Below are 23,890 nucleotides of genomic sequence, written 5' to 3' on the forward strand. Positions count from 1 at the left end.
GTGGCTGTGTCATGGCAGCAGGAGGGTCTTCCCGATCGTGCTGCGGGACTCGATGGCGGCGTGGGCTGCGGCAGCGTCATCGAGAGAGAAGGTCTGGCCGATGGTCGGCCGGATGGTTCCCTGGGCGGCGAGGTCGAGGGCGCGTTCGGTGAGTGAGAACAGATCGTCGGAGGTGCCGACCGCGGACAGGGGGATCACGGTGATGTGCTTGTCGTCCGCCGCGCCGGGGTCGATCGTGCCCCAACTCCCGCCTGCGGCCCCTTGCCGCACATATCGCCCGCCGGGGCGGACGAGCGCGAACAGCGCCGCCGTGGTGTCGGCACCTATGCCGTCGAAGACCACATCGACCCCGTGCGGTGCCGCCGTGCGGATGCGGGCAGTCCAGTCATGGTCGCGGTAGTTCACGGATACGTCGGCGCCAAGGCTCCGCGCGTGATCGAGCTTCGCGCCGCCGCCGGCGAGGGCGATGACGTGAGCGCCCGAGGCTTTCGCGAGCTGGACGAGGATGCTGCCCACACCGCCCGCGGCGGCGGTGATGATGACGGACTCGCCGGACTGGATGCCTGCGGCGTCGCGCAGGCCGACGGCGGTACGGCCGTCGGCGAGCAGCGCGGCCGCGTCGGGCAGGGCGAGGGCGCCGGGCACCCGGTGTAGGTCGGCCACCCGCGCGAGGGCGAGGCTGGCGTAGCCGCCGCTGCCGCCGGTCGCGGTCACGACGCGGGTGCCGATCCAGGCCGGGTCCACATCCGCTCCCGCTCGGTCGATGATGCCGCCGACGCCGTTACCGAGGATCACGGGGAAGGTCGCGGGCGGTGCGATGGAGCTTCCGGCGCGGATCAGGGTGTCGATGAAGGTGATCGCCGCGACCTCCACCGCGATCCGCACCTGCCCGGCGCCGGGCTCCGGGTCGGGCAGGGTGACCGGGTGCAGCACGTCGGGGGCGCCGGGGTGATCGGCGACTATGGCTCGCATGTCGGGGTCCTCGATTCTGGATTCGTGATGCCGGCCGATGGCCGGGGTCGTGGTGGTCGCGCGGGGAGGAGCAGCACCATGAGGAAGGCGACGGCGAGGAAGCCGGTCACCGGCAGGCCCCGCGCCTGCTGGTAGAACAACGACAGGAGCAGCAGCGGGCCGTACAGGCAGACTCCCGATAGGAACATCATCACGGTCGCGACGGAAAAGGACCGATGCCGCAGCAGCCGCACGTCCAGGAGGGCGCGCGCCGCGGCGTGCGGAGTGCCACTGCCACGACCGCGGTGCCGGTCCTCCGCTGGTTCCTCGGCGGCGCCCGGATGCGCCAGTTGGCGCGCGACAACGCGATCAGCAAATCCACCGGCTACGACTATCCGCACGAGGGCATCGACGTGCTCGCCGATCGCGCGCCGAGCCTCATCCGGCCCGGTTGCGGATCGATGCCGTCGCCGGCTCCGGTGATACGAAGCTGGAGGTACCGCGCGACTCGAACGCCACCTGTCGCCTGACCTTGCACGCCAGCAGCGGTGACATGTCGGCCAGCACCCAGATGGTCGCGGTAGGGGCCGCGTCGCGGGCGGCCCCGTACAAATCCCGACGTTCTTGTTCGCAGGTTTCTAGCTCACGATCACTCACCAGCAGCCGTGCGTCGCCGGCGCACGAGGAGCAAGATCAGTCCGCCGACCGCGACCAGCGCGAGACCCAACGCGATCAGCCTGGCAATCGAATCACCGGTCACCGGAAGACGTGATGTGCTGGTCCCGGTAGGGCTGGGGGTCGCGGTCGGGGTGTGGGTCGCGGTCGGGGCGGGTGACGCGGTAGGACTGACGGTCGCGGACCCGGTCGCGGTCGGGGTGGGGGTCGCGGTCCGGGTGGGGGACGCAGTATGGGTGGCGGTCACAGTCGGGGTGGGGGTCGCCGTGGCGGTCGGGGCACCACACACGAAGTAGCGCTGGATGACGGGCGGGGAGCCACCCACCAGCGGCGGCATCAGGTGCGTGATGAACAGTGGGCCGGTCAGCGGGCCGGTGTAGACGTTGTACCCGCCGCCGCCGACGATCACGACGCCGCTGAGCGTGTACGCGGGTCCGGTCATGACGGAGAGTTCGCGCCCGCCCTGCGGACCGGGCGACTGATCGACATCGACGATGGTGCCGCTGACCGAATCATACGAATCGGGGGCTGCGGGGTCCTGGAACTCGCCGGAGACCAGGATGTTTCCGCTCAGGCCCGCGGCCGCGCACGTAGTCACGTCTCCGGCATGCGCCGTCGGGGTCGCATCGGGGTTCACAGCGCCACAGACGAAGTAACGGCTGATGATCGGGCTTGTCCCCGACTCGGGCGGGGCTACCAGCCCGGGCAGGTCCTCCGGACCCTCAAACGGCCCGAGGTAGAGGTGGTACGCCCCGCCTCCGGCCACCACGACACCGGAGGCGAAGTACCCGTCCCTGACGGTCACCGTGAGCTCGCGCCCTGCGTCCGGCCCGCTCTGCTCGACGTCGACGAGCACGCCGGGCTGGCCCGTGTCCGGCGGAAGATCGTTGGGCGGCGTCTCCCCGGCGCCCAGGACGGTTCCGATCAGACCCGCGGCCTCGCAGGTGGTCACGTCGCCGGCGTGCACGGTCGGGGCGGGCACTGCGGCCGTGGCCACCGTGCTCCAGGCGAGCACAGCACCGACGACACCAAGACCCAGGACGACAACTTTCGATGCCACCGGGACGGCCTCCGCTACTAGAGAATCAAGCGCACCTATCTTCCCGGGTAGCTCGTCGCACTCAATCGGCCTATCGGTTGAATCTGAATAATCTGCGACGAACCAAGGTCGAGTAGCCGGGAGGCGTCTCAACTCCAGGCCCAGTCAAAGTGCGCGACCGATCAACGAGAAAGATCTTCTCGGCCACGCTGACGCCCGGACCACCGACGAGTGGTACACCCACGTCCTCGACGCTGCCAGCCTGGTACCCGGCCTACCAGGAACGCAAGGGTACTGCCTGCACCGGCCGGGCCGGCCGAGACTGACCCGACACCGTGGAGAAAGGTCCGGCGAACAGATGAGCAGCAACGGCCTGCCGCATGTCGGCTTCATCGGGCTCGGCGATCAAGGCCTGCCGATGGCGATCGCCATCGCCGACGCCGGGTTTCCCCTGCACGTCTGGGCACGGCGACCCGAGTCGTTGAGAGCCCTGGGCGATGTCAGCTATGTCGCGCACGACGATGTGCCGGCGCTGGCCGCGGCGTGCGACATCGTCGGCCTCTGCGTGAGCACGGACGAGGACGTCCGGACGCTCGTGACCGACGGCCTGGCCGGCCATCTGCGTGCGGGCGCGGTGGTCGTCAACCACGGCACCGGCACCCCGAAGGCCGCGCAGGACATGGCCGCGTTCTGCGCGCAACGCGGGGTCGGGTTCCTCGACGCGCCGGTCAGCGGCACCCGCACCGGCGCCGAGGCGCGCACGCTGACCACCATGGTCGGCGGCGCGACCGCCGTCGTGCAGCGGTGCGAGCCGGTGTTCCGGTCCTTCTCCGCTCACGTGCTCCACATCGGCCCGACCGGCACCGGGCAGCTCGCGAAGCTGATCAACAACACCGTGATGATGATGAACCGGGCGAACGTCGCCGAGATTCTCGACCTGCTGGCGGCCGCCGGCGTCGACCCCGCGCCCGTCTTCGAGGCGGTGAAGCTCAGCAGCGGGTCGAGCCGGATGCTGCAGCTGCTCCCGAACCGTGGGTTCGAGGATCTCGACGCGCGGGTCACGCACATGACACAGGTCGAGCTGCTGGACATGGAGCTCTTCGACACCGCGATGGCCGACCTCGGTCTGGACACCGCGCCGGTCACGGCGCGGGCCGTGACCGGCGCACAGCGGTTCCTCGACGTAGTGCACACCCTTGACCCACACCCCGCTCGATGACACCGCTCGGGTGCCGGGGACGCCGGTCCGAAGCGGCCGCCTGACCCCGCCGCTACCAGTAACGGCAGGGGCCTGGCTGCCGCCTGCTGCTTCGAGAAACATGGAACAAACGCTCTCTCGGAGCATCTCCGACAATCCCGCGGGAACCAGACATGATTGATCGAGCTGGACTTGCCGAGTTCCTCCGTCGCCGTCGAGAGTCGCTTCAACCCGAAGACGTCGGATTGCCGCGCGGACAACGTCGCCGGACCAGCGGGCTTCGCCGCGAAGAGGTCGCCCGGCTCTGTTACCTGTCCACCGACTACTACTGCCGGCTCGAGCAGGAACGCGGACCCCGCCCGTCCTTAGGCCTGCTCGCCTCCATCGCCCAGGGCCTGCACCTTTCCCTGGAGGAACGCGACCATCTGTTCCGGCTCGCCGGTCACAACCCGCCGCCGCGAGACACGACCAGCGAACACATCAGTCCTGGGCTGCTGCACATCTTCGACCGGCTCGCCGACAGTACCGCCAAAATCATCACGGAACTCGGTGAGACGCTGCGGCAAACCGACCTGCACGTCGCCCTCACCGGCGACACCACCCAGTATTCCGGCCCGGCCCGCAGCCTGCCCTACCGGTGGTTTACCGACCCGGCCAGCCGCGCCGTCTACCACCCCGACGACCACGACCGCATATCCCGCGTCTTCGTCTCGGCAGCCCGCCGGCTGACCACCGTTCGCGGGCCCGGATCGAAGGCTGCTCGTCTGGCGGACCTGTTGCTCGCGCAGAGCCGGGAGTTCGCCGGCCTCTGGAACGAGCACGAGGTCGGAGCAAGCTTCGACGGCGTGGAACGCTTCGTGCATCCGGAGCTCGGTCTGCTCGAACTCACCTGTCAGGTGCTGCACGACCCCCGGCAGTCGCACCTGCTGCTCGTCTACACCGCGGCCCCCGGCGGCGAAAGCTACGACAAGCTGCGGCTGCTGTCCGCGATCGGCGCCCCGCACGCGTGGAGCAGCATCTGGTGATCGGCAGACGGATGAATCTCGATCGAGTCAGGCCTCGCGGGTCCGAGCGGTGTGGGCGGTGTGGCCGTCGATACCCACCGAAGGCAATGTCGCCGAGGCGAGCAGCGCGATCTTCTCGGCATCCTCGCTTCCGGGGTCCGCGTGCAGCATGACGAGCATCATGCCCTCGGCGCCGGGAATGGCGAGCTTTTCGTGGTTGACGACCACCGAGCCCAGCTGCGGGTGGTCGAAGCGCATCCGGCCGCTCTGCCGGGGCTTGATGTCGTGGCGTGCCCACAGCTGGCGGAAACGCGCGCTGGCCAGCGAGAGCTCCCCGACGAGCTCGATGAAGCGCGGGTCGTCGATGTCCGTGCCCACGGCCTCGCGGAAGCCGGCGATCAGGCTTTGGGTGGCCAGTTCCCAGTCCGGGAAGAGGGCTTGCTCCGCGGGGTCGAGGAAGAGGTCGCGCAGCCGGTTGGTGCCGACGACAAGCCGGGGCGACAGCATCGTGGCGAGGGGGTTGACGGCCAGAACGTCGAGGTAGCGACCCTCGACGAACGCCGGCATGTTGATGGCCGCGACAAGCTTCGCGACGCCCGGCGGGACGACCTCCCGGGGCGCGCGAGGCCGTCGCGGGCGTCGCCCGGCGATGAGACTCGTCAGGTACGCGGTCGTCTCCTCGTCCAGCAGCAGCGCCTTGGCGATCGACTCGAGGACCTGCGCGGAGGGTTTGCGGTCCCGGCCCTGCTCCAGGCGCAGGTAATATTCGGCGCTGATCCCCGCGAGCATCGCGACTTCCTCCCGGCGCAGGCCGCGCACGCGCCGCATGCCCTGCACGGGGATGCCGACCTGTTCCGGGGAAACCAGTTCGCGCCGGGCGCGCAGGAAGACGCCCAGCAAATTCTGTTCGTCGGTCACCCCTTCACGGTAGTGCCGACGACCGCATTGTTCCTGGTCCCGCCGCTACCGGTAACGCTGGGGGCCTGGCTGGCGCCCACCGCGTTCGGAAACATTCCGGTTATGACACAGCAACGCGTTCTCGTTACCGGCGGCTCGGGGTTCATCGCCGGCCACTGCATCCTGCAGCTCCTCGAGCGGGGCTACCTGGTTCGCGCCACCGTCCGGTCGCTGGACCGTGAGGCGGCTGTCCGGGAGGTGCTCACCGAGGCGGGCATGGTCAACGGCGACGCGCTGAGCTTCGCCGCCGCCGATCTCACCGGCGACGCCGGGTGGGCGGATGCCGTCGCCGGCGTGGACTTCGTGCTGCATGTCGCGTCTCCCGTGATGCCCGGGCACGTCGACAACCCGGACGACGTGATCGTCCCGGCTCGCGAGGGCACCCTGCGGGTGCTGCGCGCCGCCCACGACGCCGGCGTCAAGCGGGTCGTGCTCACCTCGGCGTTCCACGCCGTCGGCTGGGGTCACCCGCACGACGACCACGTCTTCACCGAGGACGACTGGACCGTCGTCGGCGCCCCCGACGTCGACGCCTACGGCGAAGCCAAAACCGTCGCCGAGCGCGCCGCCTGGGACTTCATCCGGTCCGAGGGCAGCCCGACCGAGCTCGTCACCGTGCTCCCCGTCGCCGTCATGGGACCGGGCATGGGCCATCAGGTCTCCGGGTCCAACAACATCATCCGGCGGCTCCTCGACGGCGACATCCCGGGCTACCCGAACCTGTACTTCCCGATCGTCGATGTCCGGGACGTCGCCGCCGGCCACATCCTGGCGATGACGACCAAGGACGCCGCCGGCCAGCGGTTCCTGCTCTCCAACGGCCCGGCGGTGCCGTTCAAGGAGATCGGCGCCCTCATCCGGGCACATGTCGGCACCGCCGCCGCGAATGTGCCGACCCGGACCATCCCGGACCTCGCCGTGAAGGCCGGTGCCCGGTTCAACGCGCAGATGCGGGAGATCGCCTCCGACCTCGGCTACTCGCGCAAGACCTCCAACGAGAAGGCCCGCCGGGTGCTCGGCTGGAAGCCCCGCGGTCCCGAGGAGGCCATCGTCGCCGCCGCTCAGAGCCTCGTCGCCAAGAACCTCGTGAAGACCAAGTAACCGGAGCCAGCAATGACCGATGACATATCAACGGACGGCCGCCCCGATCTGCGGGTGCGATACCGGCAGGAGCGCGACAAGCGGATCCGCCCGGACGGCAACGACCAGTACATCGAGCCGGTGGGCCGCTTCGCGCACTTCACCGCCGACCCCTACACCCCGCGGGTCGAGCGGGACCCGGTGGTCGAGGACGTCGATGTCGTGATCGTCGGCGGCGGGTTCGCCGGCCTCGTCACCGGCGCCCACCTGGTCCAGGCCGGGATCACCGATGTGCGCATCGTCGAGGCAGGGGGCGGCCTCGGCGGCGTCTGGTACTGGAACCGGTACCCCGGGGCCATGTGCGACACCGCGGCCATGGTGTACCTGCCCCTGCTGGAGGAGACCGGACACATCCCCTCGGCCAAGTACGTCGAGGCCCCCGAGATCCTCGCCCACGCCCAGCGGATCGCCCAACAGTACGGCCTCGACGACGGCGCCCTGTGCTCGACCACGGTCACCGACCTCGTCTGGGACGAGGGGCGCAGCCGGTGGCTGGTCCGCACCGACCGCGGCGACGAACTGCGCGCCCGCTTCGTGACCCTGGGCACCGGCCCGCTGAACCGGCCGAAGCTGCCCGGCATCCCGGGCATCGAGACGTTCGACGGCAAGATGTTCCACACCGCCCGATGGGACTACGACTACACCGGCGGCACCCCCGACGGCGCGCCCATGACCGAACTGGCCACCAAACGGGTGGGGATCATCGGCACCGGGGCGACCTCGGTCCAGTGCGTTCCGCGGCTGGCCCGCGACGCCGGCTCCCTGTTCGTCTTCCAGCGCACACCACCCTCGGTCGACGTCCGCGACAACCACCCGATCGACCCCGAGTGGTTCGGCACGCTGAGCCCCGGCTGGCAACGCGAGTGGCGGCTCAACTTCGCCACGCTGCAGGGCGGCGGGTTCGCCGACGAGGACCTGGTCATGGACGGGTGGACGGACATCGCCATCCGGATCCGGGACCGGATCGTCGCCGAGGCCGCCGACTTCACGCCGCAGTCGTTCCGCAAGATCTACGAACTTGCCGACGACGACAAGATGGACGAGATCCGGGCCCGGATCGACGCCGTGGTTCAGGATCCGGCCACGGCCGAGGCCCTCAAGCCGTGGTTCCGGCAGCTGTGCAAGCGCCCGTGCTTCCACGACGAATACCTCGACGCGTTCAATCAGCCGAACGTCCACCTGGTCGACACCGACGGCCGGGGCGTGGAGCGGATCGACGCCACCGGGGTGTGGGTCAGCGGAGAGCACTTCCCGCTGGACTGCCTGATCCTGGCCTCGGGCTTCGAATTCGGCACGCCGTACGAGCGCAGGTCGGGTTTTGATCCGGTCGGCCGCGACGGCCTGGCGCTGTCGAAGGCGTGGGGCGACGGGATGGTGACGCTGCACGGCCTGCACGTGCACGGCTTCCCGAACCTGTTCGTCATCCAGACCGGACAGGCGGCCAACCTGATCTCCAACGTCACCCACAACCTGATCGAGGCCGGCACCACCGCCGCCGCCGTCATCGCCCACGCGCACGCCATCGGTGCGGTGCAGGTCGAGCCGACCGCAGCCGCGCAGGCCGCGTGGATCGACCGTCTGCTCGACCCGACCACGTCGATGATCTACAGCGCGGACTGCACGCCCGGCTACTACAACAACGAGGGCCGCCCGCTCGGCCGCCGGGAACTGCTCAACGGGTCCCGCTACCCGGACGGCTCGGCCGAGTACTTCCTCTACATCGAGGAATGGCGGAACACCGGACGGTACGAGGGTCTCGAGTTCCGTTCCCCCGCCGACGAGGAGACGCACTGATGTCCGAGCTTCCCGCCACGTCTCTGGAACTGCGGAGCCTGGTCACCGCGGACGGGACGCTCGAGCTCTCCCTCGTCGAAGTGCCGCTGCCCGTCCCCGCCGACGACGAGGTGCTCGTCCGGATAGACGCGGCACCCATCAACCCGACCGACATGATCCACTTTCTGGCCGGCGCCGACCTCAGCAGGGCGGACTTCTCCGGTCCGGCCGATCGGCCCGTCGTCACCGCGCCGCTGGCCGACGGAGCGGTGCGGCGGCTCGCGGGACGCGTCGGCACGTCGCTGCCCGCGGGCAGCGAAGGCGCCGGCACGGTGGTGGCCACCGGCACCGGCGCCGAGGCACTGCTGGGCCGGACCGTCGCCCTCGGCGGCACCGCCACGTATGCGCACTACCGGGTCGCCAACGCGGCATTCTGCCTGCCACTGCCCGACGGGGCGACGGCGAAGGACGGGGCATCGTCCTTCGTCAACCCGCTCACCGCACTGGGCATGGTGACCACCCTCCGCCGGGAGGGTCACACCGGGCTCGTGAACACCGCGGCCGCCTCCAACCTCGGCCAGATGCTGGTCAAGCTGTGCCTGAGGGACGACGTGCCGTTGGTATCGATCGTCCGCCGGCCCGAGCAGGCGGAGTTGCTCCGGTCGCTGGGCGCCAAGTTCGTCTGTGACACCTCGGCGCGCACGTTCATGGATGACCTCATCGCCGCCGTCACGGCGACCTCCGCGACGCTGGCGTTCGACGCCACCGGCGGCGGCGCGCTGGCCAGTCAGATCCTCACCGCCATGGAGGTGGCGGCCAGCACGACCGGCCCCTTTTCCGGGTACGGATCGACCGTACACAAGCAGGTGTACGTCTACGGCGGCCTCGACCCCAGCCCGATGGTGCTGACCAGGAGCTACGGCTTCGCCTGGGGCCTCAGCGGCTGGCTGCTCACGCCGTTCCTCGCCGGCCTCGGCGGCGACATGCGAACGCTGCTCGGCCGGGTGGCGGCGGAACTGACGACCACGTTCGCCAGCCACTACACCGGCGAGTTGTCGCTCGCACAGGCGCTCAACCCGCAAGCCATCAGCGCCTACACCAAGCGGGCGACCGGCGAGAAATACCTCATCACACCCCACGCCGCCTGACGCCGGCGTCCTGATCAAACGCCCGGGCCTGCCCGCCGATCAGGGCCGGCCCGGCGCGCGCCCACCACATCCAAGCTCGATGCTCTGAGGAGTGCCTGATGCCTAGCGCCCACGTCAACGGGGTCGACATCGAATACGTGACCGACGGTGACCCCGCCGACCCGCCGCTGCTGCTCATCCCCGGCCTCGGCCTGCAGCTCACCATCTGGGCGCCGGGTTTCGTAAACCTCCTGCGCGAACACGGCTTCTACGTCATCCGCCTCGACAACCGCGACAGCGGCCTGTCCGGCAAGCTCGACGGCCGGCCGGACATCATCTCCGTGCTCGGCGGCGACCTCTCCTCGGTCACGTACTCGATCGAGGACATGGCCGAGGACGTCGCCGGCCTAGTGACCCATCTCGGGATCGAGCGGGCTCACGTGGCCGGCATGTCGCTCGGCGGGATGATCACGCAGACGCTGGCGATCCGGCACCCGGAACTGGTCGCGTCCGCCTGCTCCATCATGTCGACCACCGGCGACCCGACGGTCGGGGCGCCGACCGACGCGGCGGCCGGCGCACTGTTGCAGCCGGCCGGATCGAGCCGGGAGGACGCCATCGCTCGCTCCGTCGAGATCGGCCGCACCATCGGATCCCCGAAATACCCGGCGGGCGATGACGTGCTGCGGGAGCGGGCCGCCGCCGCTTACGACCGCTCCTACGCTCCCGATGGACTTGCCCGCCAGCTGGCGGCAATCCTCTCCGCGACGGACCGCACGCACGCCCTGGGAAATGTGCGAATTCCGTTCCTCGTCATCCACGGCGAGGATGATCCGCTGATCACCCTCAGCGGAGGCCAAGCCACGGCCAACGCCGTAGCAGGGTCGCGCCTGCTCACCTTCCCCGGCATGGGCCATGATCTGCCGCCCCAGTTGTGGGACGAGATCACCGAGGCGATGGCAGCCAACGCGATTGCGGCTTCGCGCGAATAGCGCGGTCGCGATGCTCGGCGCCGGCGACCGTCCACCGCTCCAATGACCTCGGAGACACGTCATGCGAACAGTCACGTCATTGCTCGAAGCAACCGCCGCCGCCTACCCGGACCGGATCGCGATCGTCAGCGGGGAGCACCGCCTGACCTACGCCCAGGTCGACGCCGCCGCCGACCGAGTCGCGGGCCTGCTGGTGGCGCGCGGGATACGGCCCGGCGACCGGGTCGCCCTGTCCTGCCCCAACCTGCCGTACTTCCCCATCGTCTACTACGGCATCCTCAAGGCCGGCGGCACCGTCGTCCCGCTCAACATCCTGCTCAAAGCGGGCGAGATCGCCTACCACCTGGCCGACTCGGGCGCGAAGGCGTACTGCTGTTTCGAAGGCACCGCTGAACTGCCCATCGGTGCCGACGGCCACGCCGGCTTCGTGCAAACGGAGGGTTGCGAACACTTCTTTCTCCTGACCGCCGATCCGGCCGCGCCACCGGCCGTCGACGGCGTCGAAACCCTCGACCAGGCCCTGGCCGGCGTCGACGGCGCCCGGGCCGCCGTTCCGGTCGGCGAGGACGACATCGCGGTGATCCTCTACACCTCCGGCACCACCGGCCGGCCCAAGGGCGCCGAACTGCGGCACCGCAACATCCGCGACAACGCCCTCGTCAGCGGACAGCTGTTCGCCGCCGACCCGGAGCGCCCCGACCGGTTCCTCTGCGTCCTGCCGCTGTTCCACTCGTTCGGGCAGACCGTCATCCAGAACAACGCGTTCGCCACCGGCGGCACCGTCGTCATGCTCCCCCGCTTCGAACCGAAGACCGCCCTCACCCTGATGCTGAAGGAGCAGGTGACCGTCTTCGCCGGCGTACCGACCATGTATTGGAGCCTGCTCGGCGCCCTCGACGGCACCGTGGACGTCGCCGCCCTGGCCGCCGGTCTCCGCGTCGCCATCTCCGGCGGATCCGGACTCCCCACCGAGATACACCGGAACTTCGAGAAACAGTTCGGCATCACGATCCTGGAAGGCTACGGACTCTCCGAAACCTCACCCATCGCCAGCTTCCACCCCTGGGGAGAGCCCGCCCGGCCCGGCTCCATCGGCACCCCGATCCCCGGCGTCGAGATGAAGCTCCTCAAGCCCGACACCTGGGACGAGCTCGATCCGGCACCGGACGCCATCGGCGAGATCGCGATCAAGGGACACAACGTCATGAAGGGCTACCACAACCGGCCCGACGCCACCGCCGAGGTCCTGCGGGACGGCTGGTTCCGCACCGGCGACCTCGCCCGCCGCGACGACGACGGCTGGTACCACATCGTCGACCGCTCCAAAGACATGATCATCCGGGGCGGCTTCAACGTCTACCCGAGTGAGGTCGAGCAGGTGCTCATGACCCACCCCGAGGTATCGTTGGCCGCGGTCGTCGGAGTCCCCGACGAGCGCCACGGCGAGGAGATCAAGGTGTACGTCATCCCGGCCGACGGCGCCACCGTCACCGCGGACCAGCTCATCGCCTGGGCGAAGGAACACATGGCCGCCTATAAATATCCCCGGTCGGTGACCTTCGTAGAGACCCTCCCGATGACCGCCACCGGCAAGATCCTCAAACGGGAACTGTCATGAACATCGGCGTCATCGGATGCGGTACGCACGGCGCCGCGACGCCCTGTTGACGAGGGTGAGCGCGAGGACCAGAGCCAACGCGACCAGCACGCACTGGCTGACGAACGCGGTGGTGAACTCGATCTCGTCCGCGGTGCCCGCGGCCCCGATCGCGATGCCGCTCAACGCCGCGACCCCCATCGCGGCCCCGATCTGCTGCGCCACACTCACCAGACCGCTGAGCAGACCGGATTCTCCGTGCGCGCCATCGCGCACCGCAATCGCGATCGCGTTGACCTGACCGATGCCGATACCGGCTCCGATCAGCACGAAGGCACCGATCAGATGCGCGGAGGCCCCCTCGGCCGACGGGTTCAACGCCAGCCAGGCGATCCCGGCCAACAGCATGAACAGGCCGAACGAGCACGCGCGCGACGAACCCAGCCGCCCGGCGAGAAGGGGTGACAGCGCACTACCCACGATCATCGACAAACCAACCGGCGCCTGCGTCAGACCGGCTGTACCGGCATCGAGACCTCGAACCTGCTGCAGAAAGAGCGGCAGGAAGAAGAACATGCTGCCGAAGGTGGCGCCCACCAACAGCACGATGATACTGGCCATCATCACCGGGCCGCGGCGGAACAGCTCCAGCGGGACCAACGGGTGCACCGTACGGCGTTCGATCGCCACGAACGCCACCAGCAGTGCGACACCGACGCCGACGACCACCAGCGCGGTCAGCCGGTTCCGTCCGCTCTCCGCCGCGTAGATCACGCCGAACGCGATGGCGGAGATGCCGCCGGTGATCGTCATGGCGCCCGGGAGGTCGAACCGGTCCGGCCGGCCGCGCACCGCCGGCACTGCGCGGACGACGATCACCGCGGCCAGGGCAGCGATCGGCACCGGCGCCCAGAACACCCACTCCCAGCCCAGCGCCTCGGTGACGACGCCGCCGAGGGCGACGCCGAGCACGCCACCGATGCCGGCGGCCGCACCCCAGAGCCCGATCACCCGCGTACGCTGCTCCGGCGTCGCGGACATCGCCAGCGCGAGGGCGAGCGCGGCCGGTACCAGGAGCGACGCGCCGATTCCCTGCCCGATCCGTCCCGCGATCAGCATCGGCCCGCTGACGGCCAGCGCGCAGAACACGGTCGCCGCCAGATAGACGGCCATGCCGATCAGGTACATCCGCCGGCCGCCGAGCACGTCCGAGAGCCGGCCGCCGAGCAGCAGCAGGCCGGCGAACGACACCAGGTAGCCGCTCGCCACCAGGGTGAGTTCCGCGGCCGAGAGGTTCAGGCCGGCACGGATCGCCAGCCCGGCGAGGTTCGTCATCGCCACGTCGAGGACGACCAGAAGGTATGAGGCCGCCAGTCCCGCCAGGGCGAGACCGCGGGGAGCCAGCGGGCGGAGGGGCGAGGTGATGGTCATGCTCGTCCTGTTCGTCGGCGGGAGTGGTGCGGGTCACCGCCACCGTTTGTACCGACGAGACCGCAGGGGCATCCATGGATCGTCGATCCACCCTTGAGGGCTGGCGCCGGCGCGCGATCCGTGCATCGTCGAGGGACGGGTGCCCCACCCGGCACCTCACCCGGCGCTCCGTCGGCGCCGAAACGCATCGGGGCGAGCCGATCGAAGGCCTCATCGCAACTGCAGCCGCCCTTCCGTCGCCCGGCGGGTGTTCATCGGCACGGAAACGGGGCACGTGCGGGCCCATGAAGACTGCGCTGCGCAATGTCCGCGTGTTCGACGGCAGGCAACTCCTCCCGCTCGGCACGGTGGTGCTCGACGGCGACCGCATCGGATCCGACGCCTCGGGCGCCAAGATTGTCGTTGACGGCGCGGGGGCGGTACTCCTGCCCGGGCTGACCGACGCCCACCTACACCTCGGCGGGCGGTCCGCGCTCGAACGGCTGGTGCGCTTCGGGGTGACCACCGCCCTGGACATGGCCAACGCCCCGCCGGAGTTCATCGACTCGATGCGCGGGATCCGCGGGCTCACCGACATCCGCAGCGCTGGCACGGCCGCGCTCGCCCCGGGCAGCATCCACTCGCATATCCCGGAGATCGGCGAGCGCGGCCTGATCCGTACCGCCGGCGAAGCGGAGCAGTTCGTGGCCCGACGGTTCGCCGAGGGCTCCGACTTCCTGAAGATCCTGATCGACCTGCCCGGGCCCAGCCCCGACCCGGCCACCGTCGACGCGCTCGTCGCCTCCGCGCACGGACTCGGGCGGCTCGTCGTGGCGCACGCCCTGTCGTACGAGGCCGCGGAGGTAGCGCTGGCGGCCGGGGCCGACGCGCTCACCCACACGCCGCTGGACCGGCCGCTGGATCGCACTATGGCGGACCGGATGGCGGCCGCGGACCGGATGCTGATCCCCACGCTGGTCATGATGGAGGCGTTGACGGGGCCGTCGACGCCGCCGCAGATGCTGACGGAGTGGGCGATGCCCGGCGCAAGCTACGGCAGCGCGCGGGCGAGCGTCGCCGCCGCGTACCGCGCCGGCGTGCCGGTCCTGGCCGGCACCGACGCCAACACGGATGCCGAGGCGCCGGGGGACTTCACGTTCGGCGACAGCCTGCACCATGAGCTGGAACTGCTCGTCGACGCCGGCCTCAGCACTGTCGACGCGTTGCGCGCCGCGACGGTGCTGCCCGCCGAACACTTCGGCCTCACCGACCGCGGCGTCGTCGCGCCGGGCCGGCGGGCCGACCTGGTGCTCGTCGACGGCGACCCGCTGCACGACATCCGGGCCGTGCGGTCAATCACCCGCGTTTGGTGCGGCGGCATCGAGCAGACCCCGGCCCGCCTGGCCAAGCAGTCGTAGTATCGCGGGTCACGTGACCTCTCCACGCCCGGCTCGCCCTCGGAGGGTAAGAGCGGCGGAACGCGCGCAGCGAGCAGCCATCATCCACAGCGGACGGATCGAGCGCGTAAAAGCCGAGAGTAGTGCACTCCGTCAGTCGCCCGGTTCAGGTATGTTGACTCCGCCTATTGCCGGCGCGGCCGGCCACGGGCGTGATCAGCGGCTGGCCTGGATCTTCATCCCGCCGCGCATCACGTTCCCGATGTGGTCGCCGACGAGCAGCGCGTGTGGCTGGCCGGGATCGATCGCGCTGGCCTCGCCGAGGCGGGCCAGCTGCGCGACGGTGAGGTCCACCGTCAGGGCGGCCAGGTTGTCCTCCAGTTGTGCGGGGGTACGGGCGCCGATGATCGGGGCGGTCACGTCCGGGTTGCGCAGCAGCCAGGCCAACCCGGCCTGGGCGGGGGTGCAGCCCAGCTCGGCGGCGACCTCCTTCAGGACGTCCACGACGTCGAGGTTGCGTTCGGTGACGGTGCCGAGCGCGGCGAAGTTGAACCCCTTGCGGGTGCCGTCGCCGGAGGCCACTCCGGCCACGTCGGCGCGGCTGTACTTGCCGGCCAGCAGCCCGCCCGCCAGCGGGGAGTAGGGGATCACGGCCAGTCCCATCTCCCGGGCCATGGGGATCAGGTCACGTTCGCCCGTACGCTCGAGAAGGTTGTACTCGAGCTGCAGCGCGACCAGCGGTGACCAGCCCCGCAGGTCAGCGATCGTCTGCATACGCGAGATCTGCCAGGCGGGGGTGTTGGAGATCGCAACGTACAGGACCTTGCCCTGCCGGACCAGATCGTCCAGGCCGCGCAGGATCTCCTCGACCGGCGTGGTGAAGTCCCACACGTGCAGGTAGAGCAGGTCGAGATAGTCCGTGCCCAGCCGCTGCAGGCTCGTGTGCACCGAGGCGAGCAGGTTCTTGCGTGAGCCGCCCGTGGAGTTCGGGTCGCCGGGCCGGCGCAGCGTCGAGTACTTCGTCGCCAGCACCAGGCTCTCCCGGCGGTCGCGGGTGAACTCGCCCAGCAGGCTTTCCGCGCTGCCGTAGCCCACCGCGGTGTCGAGAAAGTTGCCACCGAGTTCGACGTAGCGGTCGAACAGCCGACGCGCATCATCCTTCTCGGCGCCCCAGCCCGTCTCGGTGCCGAAGGTCGCCGTGCCCAGCGCCAGCGGGGAAACCCGCAGACCGGAACGGCCCAGCAGGCGGTAGTTGTCGAGGGTGACCGACATCGTTGTGCTCCTGAAACTCGTGCGGTTGTCGGCAGAAGTCTGCGACCGCCACGAGCCGGGGATAAGGGAGAGCACTTCCTGGGAAAGCCGGTCCTACTCGCGCGCTAGCATCGACCTCGATGAGCGACACTCTTGATCCGGCCCGCGAGCTGGGCGCGTTCCTGCGGGCCCGGCGCGAACGCCTCGACCCGCACGACTTCGGGCTCCCGCAGCGCCGGCAGTCCCGCCGGACCCCGGGCCTGCGCCGCGAAGAAGTCGCCGAACTGGCCGGGATCAGCATCGACTACGTCGTACGGCTGGAGCAGGGCCGCGGGCTGCACCCCTCCGCGAACGTGGTGGAGGCCCTGGCCCGGGCACTCCGGCTGGCCCCCGATGAGCGCGCCTACTTCTTCGACCTGGCCCGCCACCGCTCCCGACCAGCCGGCGACTCCGCCGCCACCGCCGCCGCGGCGCCGCTGGCCCGGCTGGTGGCCGACCTGTCGCCGCTACCCGCCATGCTGATCAACCACCGCTTCGACATCCTCGCCTGGAATCCCGAGATGGCGCGCCTCCAACTGGACTTCGACACCCAGCTCCCGCCCGCCCGGCACAACTCGGCGTGGCTGTGCCTGATGCGCCCGGAGATGCGCGACTACTACCTCGACCGCGACCACGTCCTCCGCGACGGCGTCGCCCACGTGCGCGCCGCCTGGGCCGCGCACCCGCAGGACCGGGCGCTGGCCGACCTGATCGCCGAGTTCAGCACCGACGAGGACTTCGCACGGGTGTGGGCCGAGGGCGACGTCAAATCGAACGGCCGCGGCAGCAAGACCGTGCGGCACCCCGAGGTCGGCACGTTCTCGGTGCACTTTGAGACGCTCGCACCGCTCGGCGACCAAGACCAGCACCTGGTCATCTGCCGCCCCGCGGACGACGCGAGCCGGGCGGCGCTGGACCGGCTGTCCGCGACCACAGCCGCTTAGGTTCTGTCTTGGGATCTTGTCCATCGCGGACGGCGCACGGACCGGGGTCGCCAAAACCTTGTTTGAGTCCGGCTCATCAGAGTATGAGGGCGGCAATGGACTTGCCGGTGCGCACTGATCTGCCGCTGTTCGAGCGCGCCGCCTGCCGGAGTTTCGTCACCTACGCACTTTCCGCAGGAGCGGTGATTCGAGACTGGCGCCCACCGTCACGCGGTCTGGACCGGGTATCCAATCATGCCCACATCGTTGCGCAACTCCGCGACCGTCGCGCTGGAATTCAGCGCCTGCACGACGGTCTCGGTGAGCCCGCGATGCGCGACGATGTGCTCGACCGCCGCACGGTCGATCTCGATCTCGTAGTAGTCGGCGGCGAACTCGACAAATCGGTCGACGATGTCGTCCAGCAGGATTGCAAGCATGCCGGACCCATCGGTGTCCGTGTCGTACGGTCCACGTGACAGCGGGAAGACAATGCTTTCTCCGGCGTGCCAGCGATCGTCGCCGGCGCCCCGCCAGAGCACCGCGGTGGCGAAGAACTGTCCCTCCTCGTCGCCGAACGCCGGCTCCTCGACCTGGGGACGGAACATCGGGGGGATGCCGTCGAGCAAACCGGGCCACAGTTCATGGTCCGGGTCGCGGTACGGCGTCATTGGGGACTCGTGGTCAAACACTCGGATGAAGGCGCCCTGCGCGGTGAACACGACGGCCCATTCGTCGCCGCCGCCGTTGCTCATCAGCGCCGCCTCGGCGTCACCCCACTGCGTGGTGTAGGCATAGTACGGCTCGCCACGGTCGATGATGCGTTCCAGCACCGCGAGAGCTTTGCAGCGCTCACGCAGCACGTTGATCGGTGGCAACTTCACAGCGACGTCGTACACGGTCACCGGGCGACTCTACGCTGACCCTGCGCACCCACGGGATCGCCGCCAACACAACAGGCAGCTGAGACTCAAGGCATCCGCATCTGCCTCTGTCATCGAGCGGCGCTCGCGGCCATTTTTACTGACCGATCGCGCAAGGTTGTTGACCGCACTCTCCGGCCAGTGCTTTGGCGTTGGGTACGTCCCGCGGGGTCGGCGGACGGTCGTGCGCCCTCTCGTCCTGGCAGGATCGGCATGGGAGGTGGAGTGGTTGGAGTACACGTGGGTATCGTCGGCCGGCGGACCGCTGCTTGTCGCACCACAGGCGTCCCTGTCGCTGTGGACCGGGGCCGACAGCACGGATGGACCCCTGGAGGACTGGGGCGACTACGGCCGGGCGTGCGCGATCGACGGGTACATCGGCGTGGTTGCCATCGGTGCACGACAGGCGCTCGTGCTGGGCGACGAGCCGACGACGACGTACCTACCGTCGGAGCGGCTGGTCCTGCGGTGGGCGGCGGCGTACGCGGAAGACGAACTGGTGAGCGCTGCGCGCCGAGCGGTTCGCGATGGCGTGGAGTGGGACGCCGATGAAGATGTGTGCTGGCTCGTGGACGGGCCGGTCGTGCTGTTCGATCCCGCATGGCCCGGATCAGAACTGGAGGTCGACAACCACCTCGTGATCGATCTGCATCCGGGCACATATCGGGTCCGTGCGACATACCGCGCCGACGGTGACAACTGGATGATCCTGGTTCAGCTTCAACCGATGTCATGAACACGCGCTGGCCTTGGTCGAACACCGGCGTGATCAGACATCCGGATCTGCCGCAACCCGAGTGCTACATACCGTCCTCGTCCTCGTCGTCGGTGGAAAACAGCAGCATGTCCGCGACGAAGCAGGTCACGGCACCCTTGGTGTCGTAGCCGATCCAGGTGGGATAGGCGCCGTCGCCCCAGCCGCTGGACCAGGCGACCATGTCTCCCGAGCCGATCGTGCGGTAGCGCGGCTCGACCAGGCCGCCGAGAGTACGCCAGACGTCCTTCATCCGGTCGATGGAGTCCGCGTCGACGAAGCAGGCCATGCCGGCGTCCACGCCGAAGCCGAAGAACTCCCGGTAGCCCAGGTCGAGTGGTTCCTGGCCGTCGCGCAGCGCAAGCGCCCATCGCACAGCCGGTCGGTCGGCGACCTCGAGGCGGGCGGCGGTGACCCGGCTGTGACGGGGGTCGTCGACGAAAGTCGCGAGGCTGACCGAGACCGGATACGACCCGGGCGGCACGGTGACGCTGAACGGCTTGGTGCCGAGGTCCAACGAGGAGGGATCAGCGGCGATCAGACCGCCGGAAGGCAGGCGCAGTTGCCCGGCGGTGTGGACCGACTGACGAAGCTTCCGGTCGTAGCACTCGACCTGTGCACCGGGGGTGAACATGACCTCGATGCCGTCCGGCTGCAATGGCCGGGGCGGCCGCCATGGCGGGCAAGTTGCGGTACGTACCGGCAGCGGATGCCGGACCGCGTCGACAATCTCAACGGGCGCGTCCTCGGCGAGACCCAGTACGTCCTGCCATCGGCGGAAGTCTGGAATCGGCAGCCGAGGCGGTGGCTGTACCGAGCGGGACTCCTCCCCGGCGACCGTCACGCTGCGTGCACCGCTCGGACGGGCTTAGCCCCAAGCGTTGACCCATGCTCGTGCCGATGTGCGGTTGCTCGTCATTGCTGACGGCGGCGGGGCCGGCCATCGCGCACGGGGACGGCGCCGCCGTGCGCGACGACACCGACAGCTGCTATTGGGGTGGACCGAGTCTTGCCTCGATCGCATCGAGGGCGCCTGCGGGTTCTGAGGTGTGGACTCTGTCGTCGGCCTCGATGATGAACGGCGGTTGTCCGTGTGGGCCTGTGTCGATCTGGACGACATGACGGAGGTCGGTGGTGCCGATGAAATAGACGTTGTTGTCGTCACTCGGCTGGATCGTTTGGAGTCGTTCCACCCAGAGGTCGCGGCGCCGGTAACGCAGTTCGTCGAGGATGCCGTCCAGCGGTCCGCCGGTGCGGTCGACGGATGACCAATCGTTGGTGGGGAACGTGAAACGCGGTCGAAGGCGCATGGCGCCAGCATGACATCGTCCGAAAACTCCGCCCTAACCCGAAGGTCTGCTAAGTCGATGCCGGCGCACTCATCTGCCTGATATGCGGGTCATCTGATGCGCGCCCACGGCCCGCCCACCTGTGCACCAACCACGCCTGACCGACTCGGCGCCGCCACCGCCGTTCACCGTGATCCTTAGTTCGCATGCCGGTTGGGCTCCGCCGGGTTCGAGCCGTTCCGGCATCGCCGATGCGGGACGGCTCGAACCGCTTGCCACTATTCGGGTGGCGGCACCGGCCGGCAACCGTCGATGATCACGACATCGGTATCACCGCTACTCACGGTCGTTTCCCACGCTCTGGGAGACCCGCCCCGGACCGAGACCTGCGCACTGCATCTCCGGCGACACCTCTGACCTGCTAATTTGCCTCTGCCACAACGTGCGCTCGGGGGCGCGTTTCGGCTACCGAAGATGGATCGCACCTGCGCCAAGCACAGTGCCCTCCGTCGGCGTGCCAGCTCGTTGTCCTCGAAGCGACGACGATCACCGCACCCCCCTCAGCCCAAGCCTCGTACAGCACCCAGAACCACCACCGGCACGAGGTATGGCGCCAGAACTTCCCGGAACCCCGGCCAGCGTCGGGACAACCGAGGCAGAACGGCAAACACCGAACTGGCGTGCCGCCCGCAGATCTCGTGCGCCCGGCTGCCGCCGCGAAGCCGACGCACCCCTTGATCAAGTGCGCGGCTTTGCCGATGACCGCGCGTGCAGCGTCGTTGTGAAAACGTTCGCAAGAATGGCGCCGGCGGCTCGTTCGGATAATGGCTGGAGCGTTTCGCGCCTGACCTTTCGCAGCGACGGCGTTGACGCGTCGGCGGGTGCGATGTGCCGCTGCCTACAGGTCCGCTCGTTGCCGCCGTGGCGGGCCAGCGCGGCGGGCCGGGTGTGCACCGGGGCCGGCGGACCGGACTGGGTCGATCGGCGCCAGGCGTCTGGTCCGGCACGGTGGTGTGGCGGTCCGGACTGGTGTCACGCGCGCGAGGTCCGGCCTGTTCAGTAGTTGTTTCCGGGGCCGGAACGGGCGCCGTCTCGGGCGCCGTGTCGTCCCGCCGATCCTCGACGGTGGTCGCCGGTGAAGTGGTGCCGTGGATACGGCGGAGCTTGTCGGCGTGACGTCTGGCCAGCCCCCAGGCCCGGTGCCGTTCGTGTTCCCGGCGGAATTGTTCTTTTGCCGGGCAATAGCGGCGCGACCTGGTCCGGTCGCGCATGGCAGCCAATTCGCTCCTGGTAAAAAGCTGTACCGACGCTGAACTGTCGGGGTGATCACGGTGGTTGGGGTTCCAAGGCGAGGCCCGTTTCGGCGATGAAGGCGTCGAGGAGGCCGGCCCGGTACTGCATGCGCTTGAGCCGGGTCCGCACGAGTGCGGCGAGTTGGCCGGTACTGCAGGCGGCGAGGTTGCCCAGCCCGCGTTTGAGATGCGACCACACGCCCTCGGCCGGGTTCAGTTCCGGCGTGTACGCGGGCAGCTGGACCACGGTCAGCCAGTCGTGGGCCTGCACGAACGCCCGCATCACCGCGCTGACATGGTGATTGATGTTGTCCCACACGACGATCAACGGTGCCCGCAACTGGGCGTGGACCGCGGTCAGCAGCCGCATGTAGTCGGCCTCGCCCAGGCCCTTCGGCTCACGCTTCCGGCCGCGATACACGTGAATGCGGAAGAACAGCCGCGTCCGCAGCCCCGGCCGGGTAGCGATCAGCCCGGCCATCGACACCCGGCCCGACCCCTTCCCCGACACCGGCACCGCCGGCGTGTCCCCGCGCCGCGACCAGGTACGGGCCTTCGGCGGCCGCAACGACTGCCCGGCCTCGTCCTCGAAACACACCCACGCCCCGAGCGCGCGGGCCGTCATCTGAGGCGCGGCCACGTCTCCTCCCGCCACGCCACGGCCGCCGCCTCGTCCCGCTCCACCGCCCGATGCACCGGCACCTGCGGCGACCAACCCATCCGGTGCAGCAGATACGACACGCCCCGCTCGGTGTAGCGCACATGGAACAGCCGGCCGATCAGCACCGCGATCCGCGGCAGCGTCCACCGCTGATCCTCGACCCAGCCGTGCGCAGCCGGACCCCGCTTCAACTCAGCCCGCAACCGGGCCAGCCGTACCGCATCCAGCCGGCACCGGCCACCGCTGGGACCCCGGGACCGCAACCCGTCCCGTCCGTCACGGCGCCAGGTCTGCTGCCACTGATAGGCCGACTTGGCCGACACCCGCAGCACCGCGGCGACCCGCCCGGCCGGTACCTGCTCCTCGAACAGGTCCGCGGCCTGCATCCGCACCAGCTCACGGCGGGCCCGGCCCTTCGCGTTCAGCCCGCCACCATCGGCGTACCTCACACTCCTGGTATAGATCCCCGCCAGGCCCGGGTCACGCCGACACGCCGGACCGACATCGACTCACCTCGACACTTCGGCCTCAGTAGCTGCGCCATTCATTGATTCTCCCAGAACCCCGCCGCAACCACCGCCCCGACCATCGACGAAGAATGTCAAATGGCGCACGCTCATGCCGCATTCGCTGCGCGTCGGGCGTTGTATTTCCATCGCATGAGCGGCCCGGATACAGGTACGGTCCAGGCGTGGACGGCACCACGCTGCGCGTCGACCGAGCCGACGTCCGGCAGACCGACGACGAGCACACGCTGATCCTGTCCGCCGCGGGCGTTTACGTCATGTTGATCCGGCTGCGCTACGCCGGACGGGTCGACGAGGTGATCAACAGCGCTGGCACGGCCGCCACCTGGCCGGTCAATGCCTGGACCCTCGTCGACCACGACCACGACCACGACCTCGCCCTCGAACTTGACCAACGCGCCGCCGCCACCTTCGGCTGCGCCTCGACGTCGATGACGAAGCGATCCAGCGGACCCGCGCCGCACTGCAGCTGGAGACCTCGGCGTCCGCGGCTGCCATCGACGGTCGATTTGCGGCCGGCCCGTTGGCCGGCCGCACCGGCAACATCAAGTGGTACCTCAAACGGGAAGCTCGACGATATTCGATCTTGAAACGGCCGTGTCGGGTCGAGGTAGCCCACGGCGCTCGCCGCGGTTACCTCCGGCGCGTCAGTACGTGAAGGCCCAGTCCCCGTTGTAGGGGGAGGAGTAGTCGCAGGTGAATTGGACCGCATTGGCATTGTCGGCGGAGCTGGCATAGAAGATGGTCAGGCACTTGCCGCTATTCCCGTTGACGATGTGCCAAGGCCCATCCAGCGTGCCCGCCGTCAATCCTCTGCGCGTGGCGAACTCGGCCCGCTTCGCAAGCTGCGTAGCCGAGAGCGCCCCCTTCGTGGCGCCCACATGACTCTTGGCTGCGGCAGGAGCTAGCCAGCCGTTGGACCGCACCCGAGGCGAGTCGATAGAATGCCGTCCGCAGATGTGGTCGGCTCG

At 69.4% G+C, this 23,890-nt stretch carries 23 protein-coding genes; 12 read left to right on the plus strand and 11 right to left on the minus strand.

The window, feature by feature from the left end; all coding sequences use genetic code 11:
* Window positions 1-9 precede the first annotated feature (9 nt).
* Entirely contained in the window at window positions 10-873 is an 864-nt protein-coding gene (locus tag ACQPXD_RS35200; RefSeq protein ID WP_432825649.1) for a zinc-binding dehydrogenase, read from the minus strand.
* Between the two features lie 314 nt (window positions 874-1,187).
* On the opposite strand from ACQPXD_RS35200, the gene ACQPXD_RS35205 reads away from it, so the two are divergent.
* Window positions 1,188-1,481, plus strand: a complete 294-nt coding sequence (locus ACQPXD_RS35205; RefSeq protein ID WP_432825651.1) for a hypothetical protein — start codon at window positions 1,188-1,190, stop codon at window positions 1,479-1,481.
* Window positions 1,482-1,600: 119 nt separating this feature from the next.
* Here the strand turns inward: ACQPXD_RS35205 and ACQPXD_RS35210 are convergent, their stop codons facing one another.
* The gene (locus ACQPXD_RS35210; protein WP_432825652.1) at window positions 1,601-2,686 is read right to left on the minus strand and encodes a hypothetical protein; all 1,086 of its coding nucleotides are present in this window, start codon (window positions 2,684-2,686) and stop codon (window positions 1,601-1,603) included.
* Between the two features lie 337 nt (window positions 2,687-3,023).
* Here ACQPXD_RS35210 and ACQPXD_RS35215 point away from each other — a divergent pair, with 337 nt between their 5' ends.
* Window positions 3,024-3,884 carry an NAD(P)-dependent oxidoreductase gene (locus tag ACQPXD_RS35215; protein WP_432825654.1) on the plus strand — a complete coding sequence of 287 codons (861 nt, stop codon included), beginning with the start codon at window positions 3,024-3,026 and terminating at the stop codon, window positions 3,882-3,884.
* Window positions 3,885-4,108: 224 nt separating this feature from the next.
* On the plus strand, window positions 4,109-4,888 hold the full coding sequence (locus ACQPXD_RS35220) for a helix-turn-helix transcriptional regulator (RefSeq protein ID WP_432825656.1): 780 nt from the start codon (window positions 4,109-4,111) through the stop codon (window positions 4,886-4,888).
* A gap of 27 nt (window positions 4,889-4,915) precedes the next feature.
* Here the strand turns inward: ACQPXD_RS35220 and ACQPXD_RS35225 are convergent, their stop codons facing one another.
* A complete protein-coding gene (locus tag ACQPXD_RS35225; RefSeq protein WP_432825658.1) occupies window positions 4,916-5,785 on the minus strand; it encodes a helix-turn-helix domain-containing protein in 870 nt (289 codons plus the stop codon).
* A 102-nt stretch (window positions 5,786-5,887) separates the two neighbouring features.
* Between ACQPXD_RS35225 and ACQPXD_RS35230 the strand changes: the two genes are divergently transcribed.
* The 5 genes from ACQPXD_RS35230 (at window position 5,888) to ACQPXD_RS35250 (ending at window position 12,474) form a co-directional block, all read left to right on the plus strand.
* Window positions 5,888-6,925 carry an SDR family oxidoreductase gene (locus tag ACQPXD_RS35230; protein ID WP_432825660.1) on the plus strand — a complete coding sequence of 346 codons (1,038 nt, stop codon included), beginning with the start codon at window positions 5,888-5,890 and terminating at the stop codon, window positions 6,923-6,925.
* A 12-nt stretch (window positions 6,926-6,937) separates the two neighbouring features.
* The gene (locus tag ACQPXD_RS35235) at window positions 6,938-8,758 is read left to right on the plus strand and encodes a flavin-containing monooxygenase (RefSeq protein ID WP_432825662.1); all 1,821 of its coding nucleotides are present in this window, start codon (window positions 6,938-6,940) and stop codon (window positions 8,756-8,758) included.
* Window positions 8,758-9,885, plus strand: coding sequence for a zinc-binding dehydrogenase (locus ACQPXD_RS35240; protein WP_432825664.1), 1,128 nt, complete (start codon window positions 8,758-8,760; stop codon window positions 9,883-9,885). The genes ACQPXD_RS35235 and ACQPXD_RS35240 overlap by 1 nt, the downstream gene beginning before the upstream one ends.
* Window positions 9,886-9,983: 98 nt before the next feature.
* Window positions 9,984-10,856 (plus strand): alpha/beta fold hydrolase, encoded by an 873-nt coding sequence (locus ACQPXD_RS35245; RefSeq protein WP_432825666.1) that lies wholly within the window; start codon window positions 9,984-9,986, stop codon window positions 10,854-10,856.
* 61 nt (window positions 10,857-10,917) lie between these two features.
* On the plus strand, window positions 10,918-12,474 hold the full coding sequence (locus ACQPXD_RS35250; protein ID WP_432825668.1) for a long-chain-fatty-acid--CoA ligase: 1,557 nt from the start codon (window positions 10,918-10,920) through the stop codon (window positions 12,472-12,474).
* Window positions 12,475-12,483: 9 nt separating this feature from the next.
* Here the strand turns inward: ACQPXD_RS35250 and ACQPXD_RS35255 are convergent, their stop codons facing one another.
* Window positions 12,484-13,884, minus strand: a complete 1,401-nt coding sequence (locus ACQPXD_RS35255; RefSeq protein ID WP_432825670.1) for an MFS transporter — start codon at window positions 13,882-13,884, stop codon at window positions 12,484-12,486.
* 284 nt (window positions 13,885-14,168) lie between these two features.
* Here ACQPXD_RS35255 and ACQPXD_RS35260 point away from each other — a divergent pair, with 284 nt between their 5' ends.
* On the plus strand, window positions 14,169-15,281 hold the full coding sequence (locus ACQPXD_RS35260) for an amidohydrolase family protein (protein ID WP_432825672.1): 1,113 nt from the start codon (window positions 14,169-14,171) through the stop codon (window positions 15,279-15,281).
* A gap of 195 nt (window positions 15,282-15,476) precedes the next feature.
* Here the strand turns inward: ACQPXD_RS35260 and ACQPXD_RS35265 are convergent, their stop codons facing one another.
* Complete coding sequence (locus tag ACQPXD_RS35265; protein WP_432825674.1) at window positions 15,477-16,532, minus strand: aldo/keto reductase; 1,056 nt, start codon at window positions 16,530-16,532, stop codon at window positions 15,477-15,479.
* Between the two features lie 119 nt (window positions 16,533-16,651).
* Between ACQPXD_RS35265 and ACQPXD_RS35270 the strand changes: the two genes are divergently transcribed.
* The gene (locus ACQPXD_RS35270) at window positions 16,652-17,494 is read left to right on the plus strand and encodes a helix-turn-helix transcriptional regulator (RefSeq protein WP_432825676.1); all 843 of its coding nucleotides are present in this window, start codon (window positions 16,652-16,654) and stop codon (window positions 17,492-17,494) included.
* Window positions 17,495-17,700: 206 nt separating this feature from the next.
* On the opposite strand, the gene ACQPXD_RS35275 is transcribed toward ACQPXD_RS35270, so the two are convergent.
* Window positions 17,701-18,378: a hypothetical protein gene (locus ACQPXD_RS35275; RefSeq protein WP_432825678.1), complete on the minus strand. Its 678-nt coding sequence runs from the start codon at window positions 18,376-18,378 to the stop codon at window positions 17,701-17,703.
* A gap of 238 nt (window positions 18,379-18,616) precedes the next feature.
* Between ACQPXD_RS35275 and ACQPXD_RS35280 the strand changes: the two genes are divergently transcribed.
* Window positions 18,617-19,132: an Imm21 family immunity protein gene (locus ACQPXD_RS35280; RefSeq protein WP_432825680.1), complete on the plus strand. Its 516-nt coding sequence runs from the start codon at window positions 18,617-18,619 to the stop codon at window positions 19,130-19,132.
* Between the two features lie 64 nt (window positions 19,133-19,196).
* On the opposite strand, the gene ACQPXD_RS35285 is transcribed toward ACQPXD_RS35280, so the two are convergent.
* The 4 genes from ACQPXD_RS35285 to ACQPXD_RS35300 all read right to left on the minus strand — a co-directional run bounded on the left by ACQPXD_RS35285 (window position 19,197) and on the right by ACQPXD_RS35300 (window position 22,841).
* Complete coding sequence (locus tag ACQPXD_RS35285; protein ID WP_432825682.1) at window positions 19,197-19,994, minus strand: DUF4241 domain-containing protein; 798 nt, start codon at window positions 19,992-19,994, stop codon at window positions 19,197-19,199.
* Window positions 19,995-20,139: 145 nt separating this feature from the next.
* On the minus strand, window positions 20,140-20,460 hold the full coding sequence (locus tag ACQPXD_RS35290) for a hypothetical protein (protein WP_432825684.1): 321 nt from the start codon (window positions 20,458-20,460) through the stop codon (window positions 20,140-20,142).
* Window positions 20,461-21,765: 1,305 nt separating this feature from the next.
* Window positions 21,766-22,371 (minus strand): transposase, encoded by a 606-nt coding sequence (locus ACQPXD_RS35295; RefSeq protein ID WP_432825686.1) that lies wholly within the window; start codon window positions 22,369-22,371, stop codon window positions 21,766-21,768.
* The gene (locus tag ACQPXD_RS35300; protein ID WP_432825688.1) at window positions 22,353-22,841 is read right to left on the minus strand and encodes a winged helix-turn-helix domain-containing protein; all 489 of its coding nucleotides are present in this window, start codon (window positions 22,839-22,841) and stop codon (window positions 22,353-22,355) included. Before ACQPXD_RS35300 ends, ACQPXD_RS35295 begins: the two co-directional genes overlap by 19 nt.
* 242 nt (window positions 22,842-23,083) lie before the next feature.
* On the opposite strand from ACQPXD_RS35300, the gene ACQPXD_RS35305 reads away from it, so the two are divergent.
* Window positions 23,084-23,509 (plus strand): hypothetical protein, encoded by a 426-nt coding sequence (locus ACQPXD_RS35305; protein ID WP_432825690.1) that lies wholly within the window; start codon window positions 23,084-23,086, stop codon window positions 23,507-23,509.
* Window positions 23,510-23,566: 57 nt separating this feature from the next.
* Here ACQPXD_RS35305 and ACQPXD_RS35310 read toward each other — a convergent pair whose 3' ends face one another.
* On the minus strand, window positions 23,567-23,800 hold the full coding sequence (locus tag ACQPXD_RS35310; protein WP_432825692.1) for an RICIN domain-containing protein: 234 nt from the start codon (window positions 23,798-23,800) through the stop codon (window positions 23,567-23,569).
* Window positions 23,801-23,890 lie beyond the last annotated feature (90 nt).

It is taken from the genome of Dactylosporangium sp. CA-092794 (assembly GCF_050948465.1).
In the GTDB taxonomy this organism is placed as follows: domain Bacteria; phylum Actinomycetota; class Actinomycetes; order Mycobacteriales; family Micromonosporaceae; genus Dactylosporangium.

Excerpts from the sequence above, each read along its gene's own strand:
- ACQPXD_RS35205 (WP_432825651.1), top strand. The coding sequence starts at position 1,188 with ATGCCGCAGCAGCCGCACGTCCAGGAGGGCGCGCGCCGCGGCGTGCGG.
- ACQPXD_RS35215 (WP_432825654.1), top strand. The coding sequence starts at position 3,024 with ATGAGCAGCAACGGCCTGCCGCATGTCGGCTTCATCGGGCTCGGCGAT.
- ACQPXD_RS35230 (WP_432825660.1), top strand. The coding sequence starts at position 5,888 with ATGACACAGCAACGCGTTCTCGTTACCGGCGGCTCGGGGTTCATCGCC.
- ACQPXD_RS35235 (WP_432825662.1), top strand. The coding sequence starts at position 6,938 with ATGACCGATGACATATCAACGGACGGCCGCCCCGATCTGCGGGTGCGA.
- ACQPXD_RS35240 (WP_432825664.1), top strand. The coding sequence starts at position 8,758 with ATGTCCGAGCTTCCCGCCACGTCTCTGGAACTGCGGAGCCTGGTCACC.
- ACQPXD_RS35245 (WP_432825666.1), top strand. The coding sequence starts at position 9,984 with ATGCCTAGCGCCCACGTCAACGGGGTCGACATCGAATACGTGACCGAC.
- ACQPXD_RS35250 (WP_432825668.1), top strand. The coding sequence starts at position 10,918 with ATGCGAACAGTCACGTCATTGCTCGAAGCAACCGCCGCCGCCTACCCG.
- ACQPXD_RS35255 (WP_432825670.1), bottom strand. The coding sequence starts at position 13,884 with ATGACCATCACCTCGCCCCTCCGCCCGCTGGCTCCCCGCGGTCTCGCC.
- ACQPXD_RS35260 (WP_432825672.1), top strand. The coding sequence starts at position 14,169 with ATGAAGACTGCGCTGCGCAATGTCCGCGTGTTCGACGGCAGGCAACTC.
- ACQPXD_RS35265 (WP_432825674.1), bottom strand. The coding sequence starts at position 16,532 with ATGTCGGTCACCCTCGACAACTACCGCCTGCTGGGCCGTTCCGGTCTG.
- ACQPXD_RS35270 (WP_432825676.1), top strand. The coding sequence starts at position 16,652 with ATGAGCGACACTCTTGATCCGGCCCGCGAGCTGGGCGCGTTCCTGCGG.
- ACQPXD_RS35290 (WP_432825684.1), bottom strand. The coding sequence starts at position 20,460 with ATGCGCCTTCGACCGCGTTTCACGTTCCCCACCAACGATTGGTCATCC.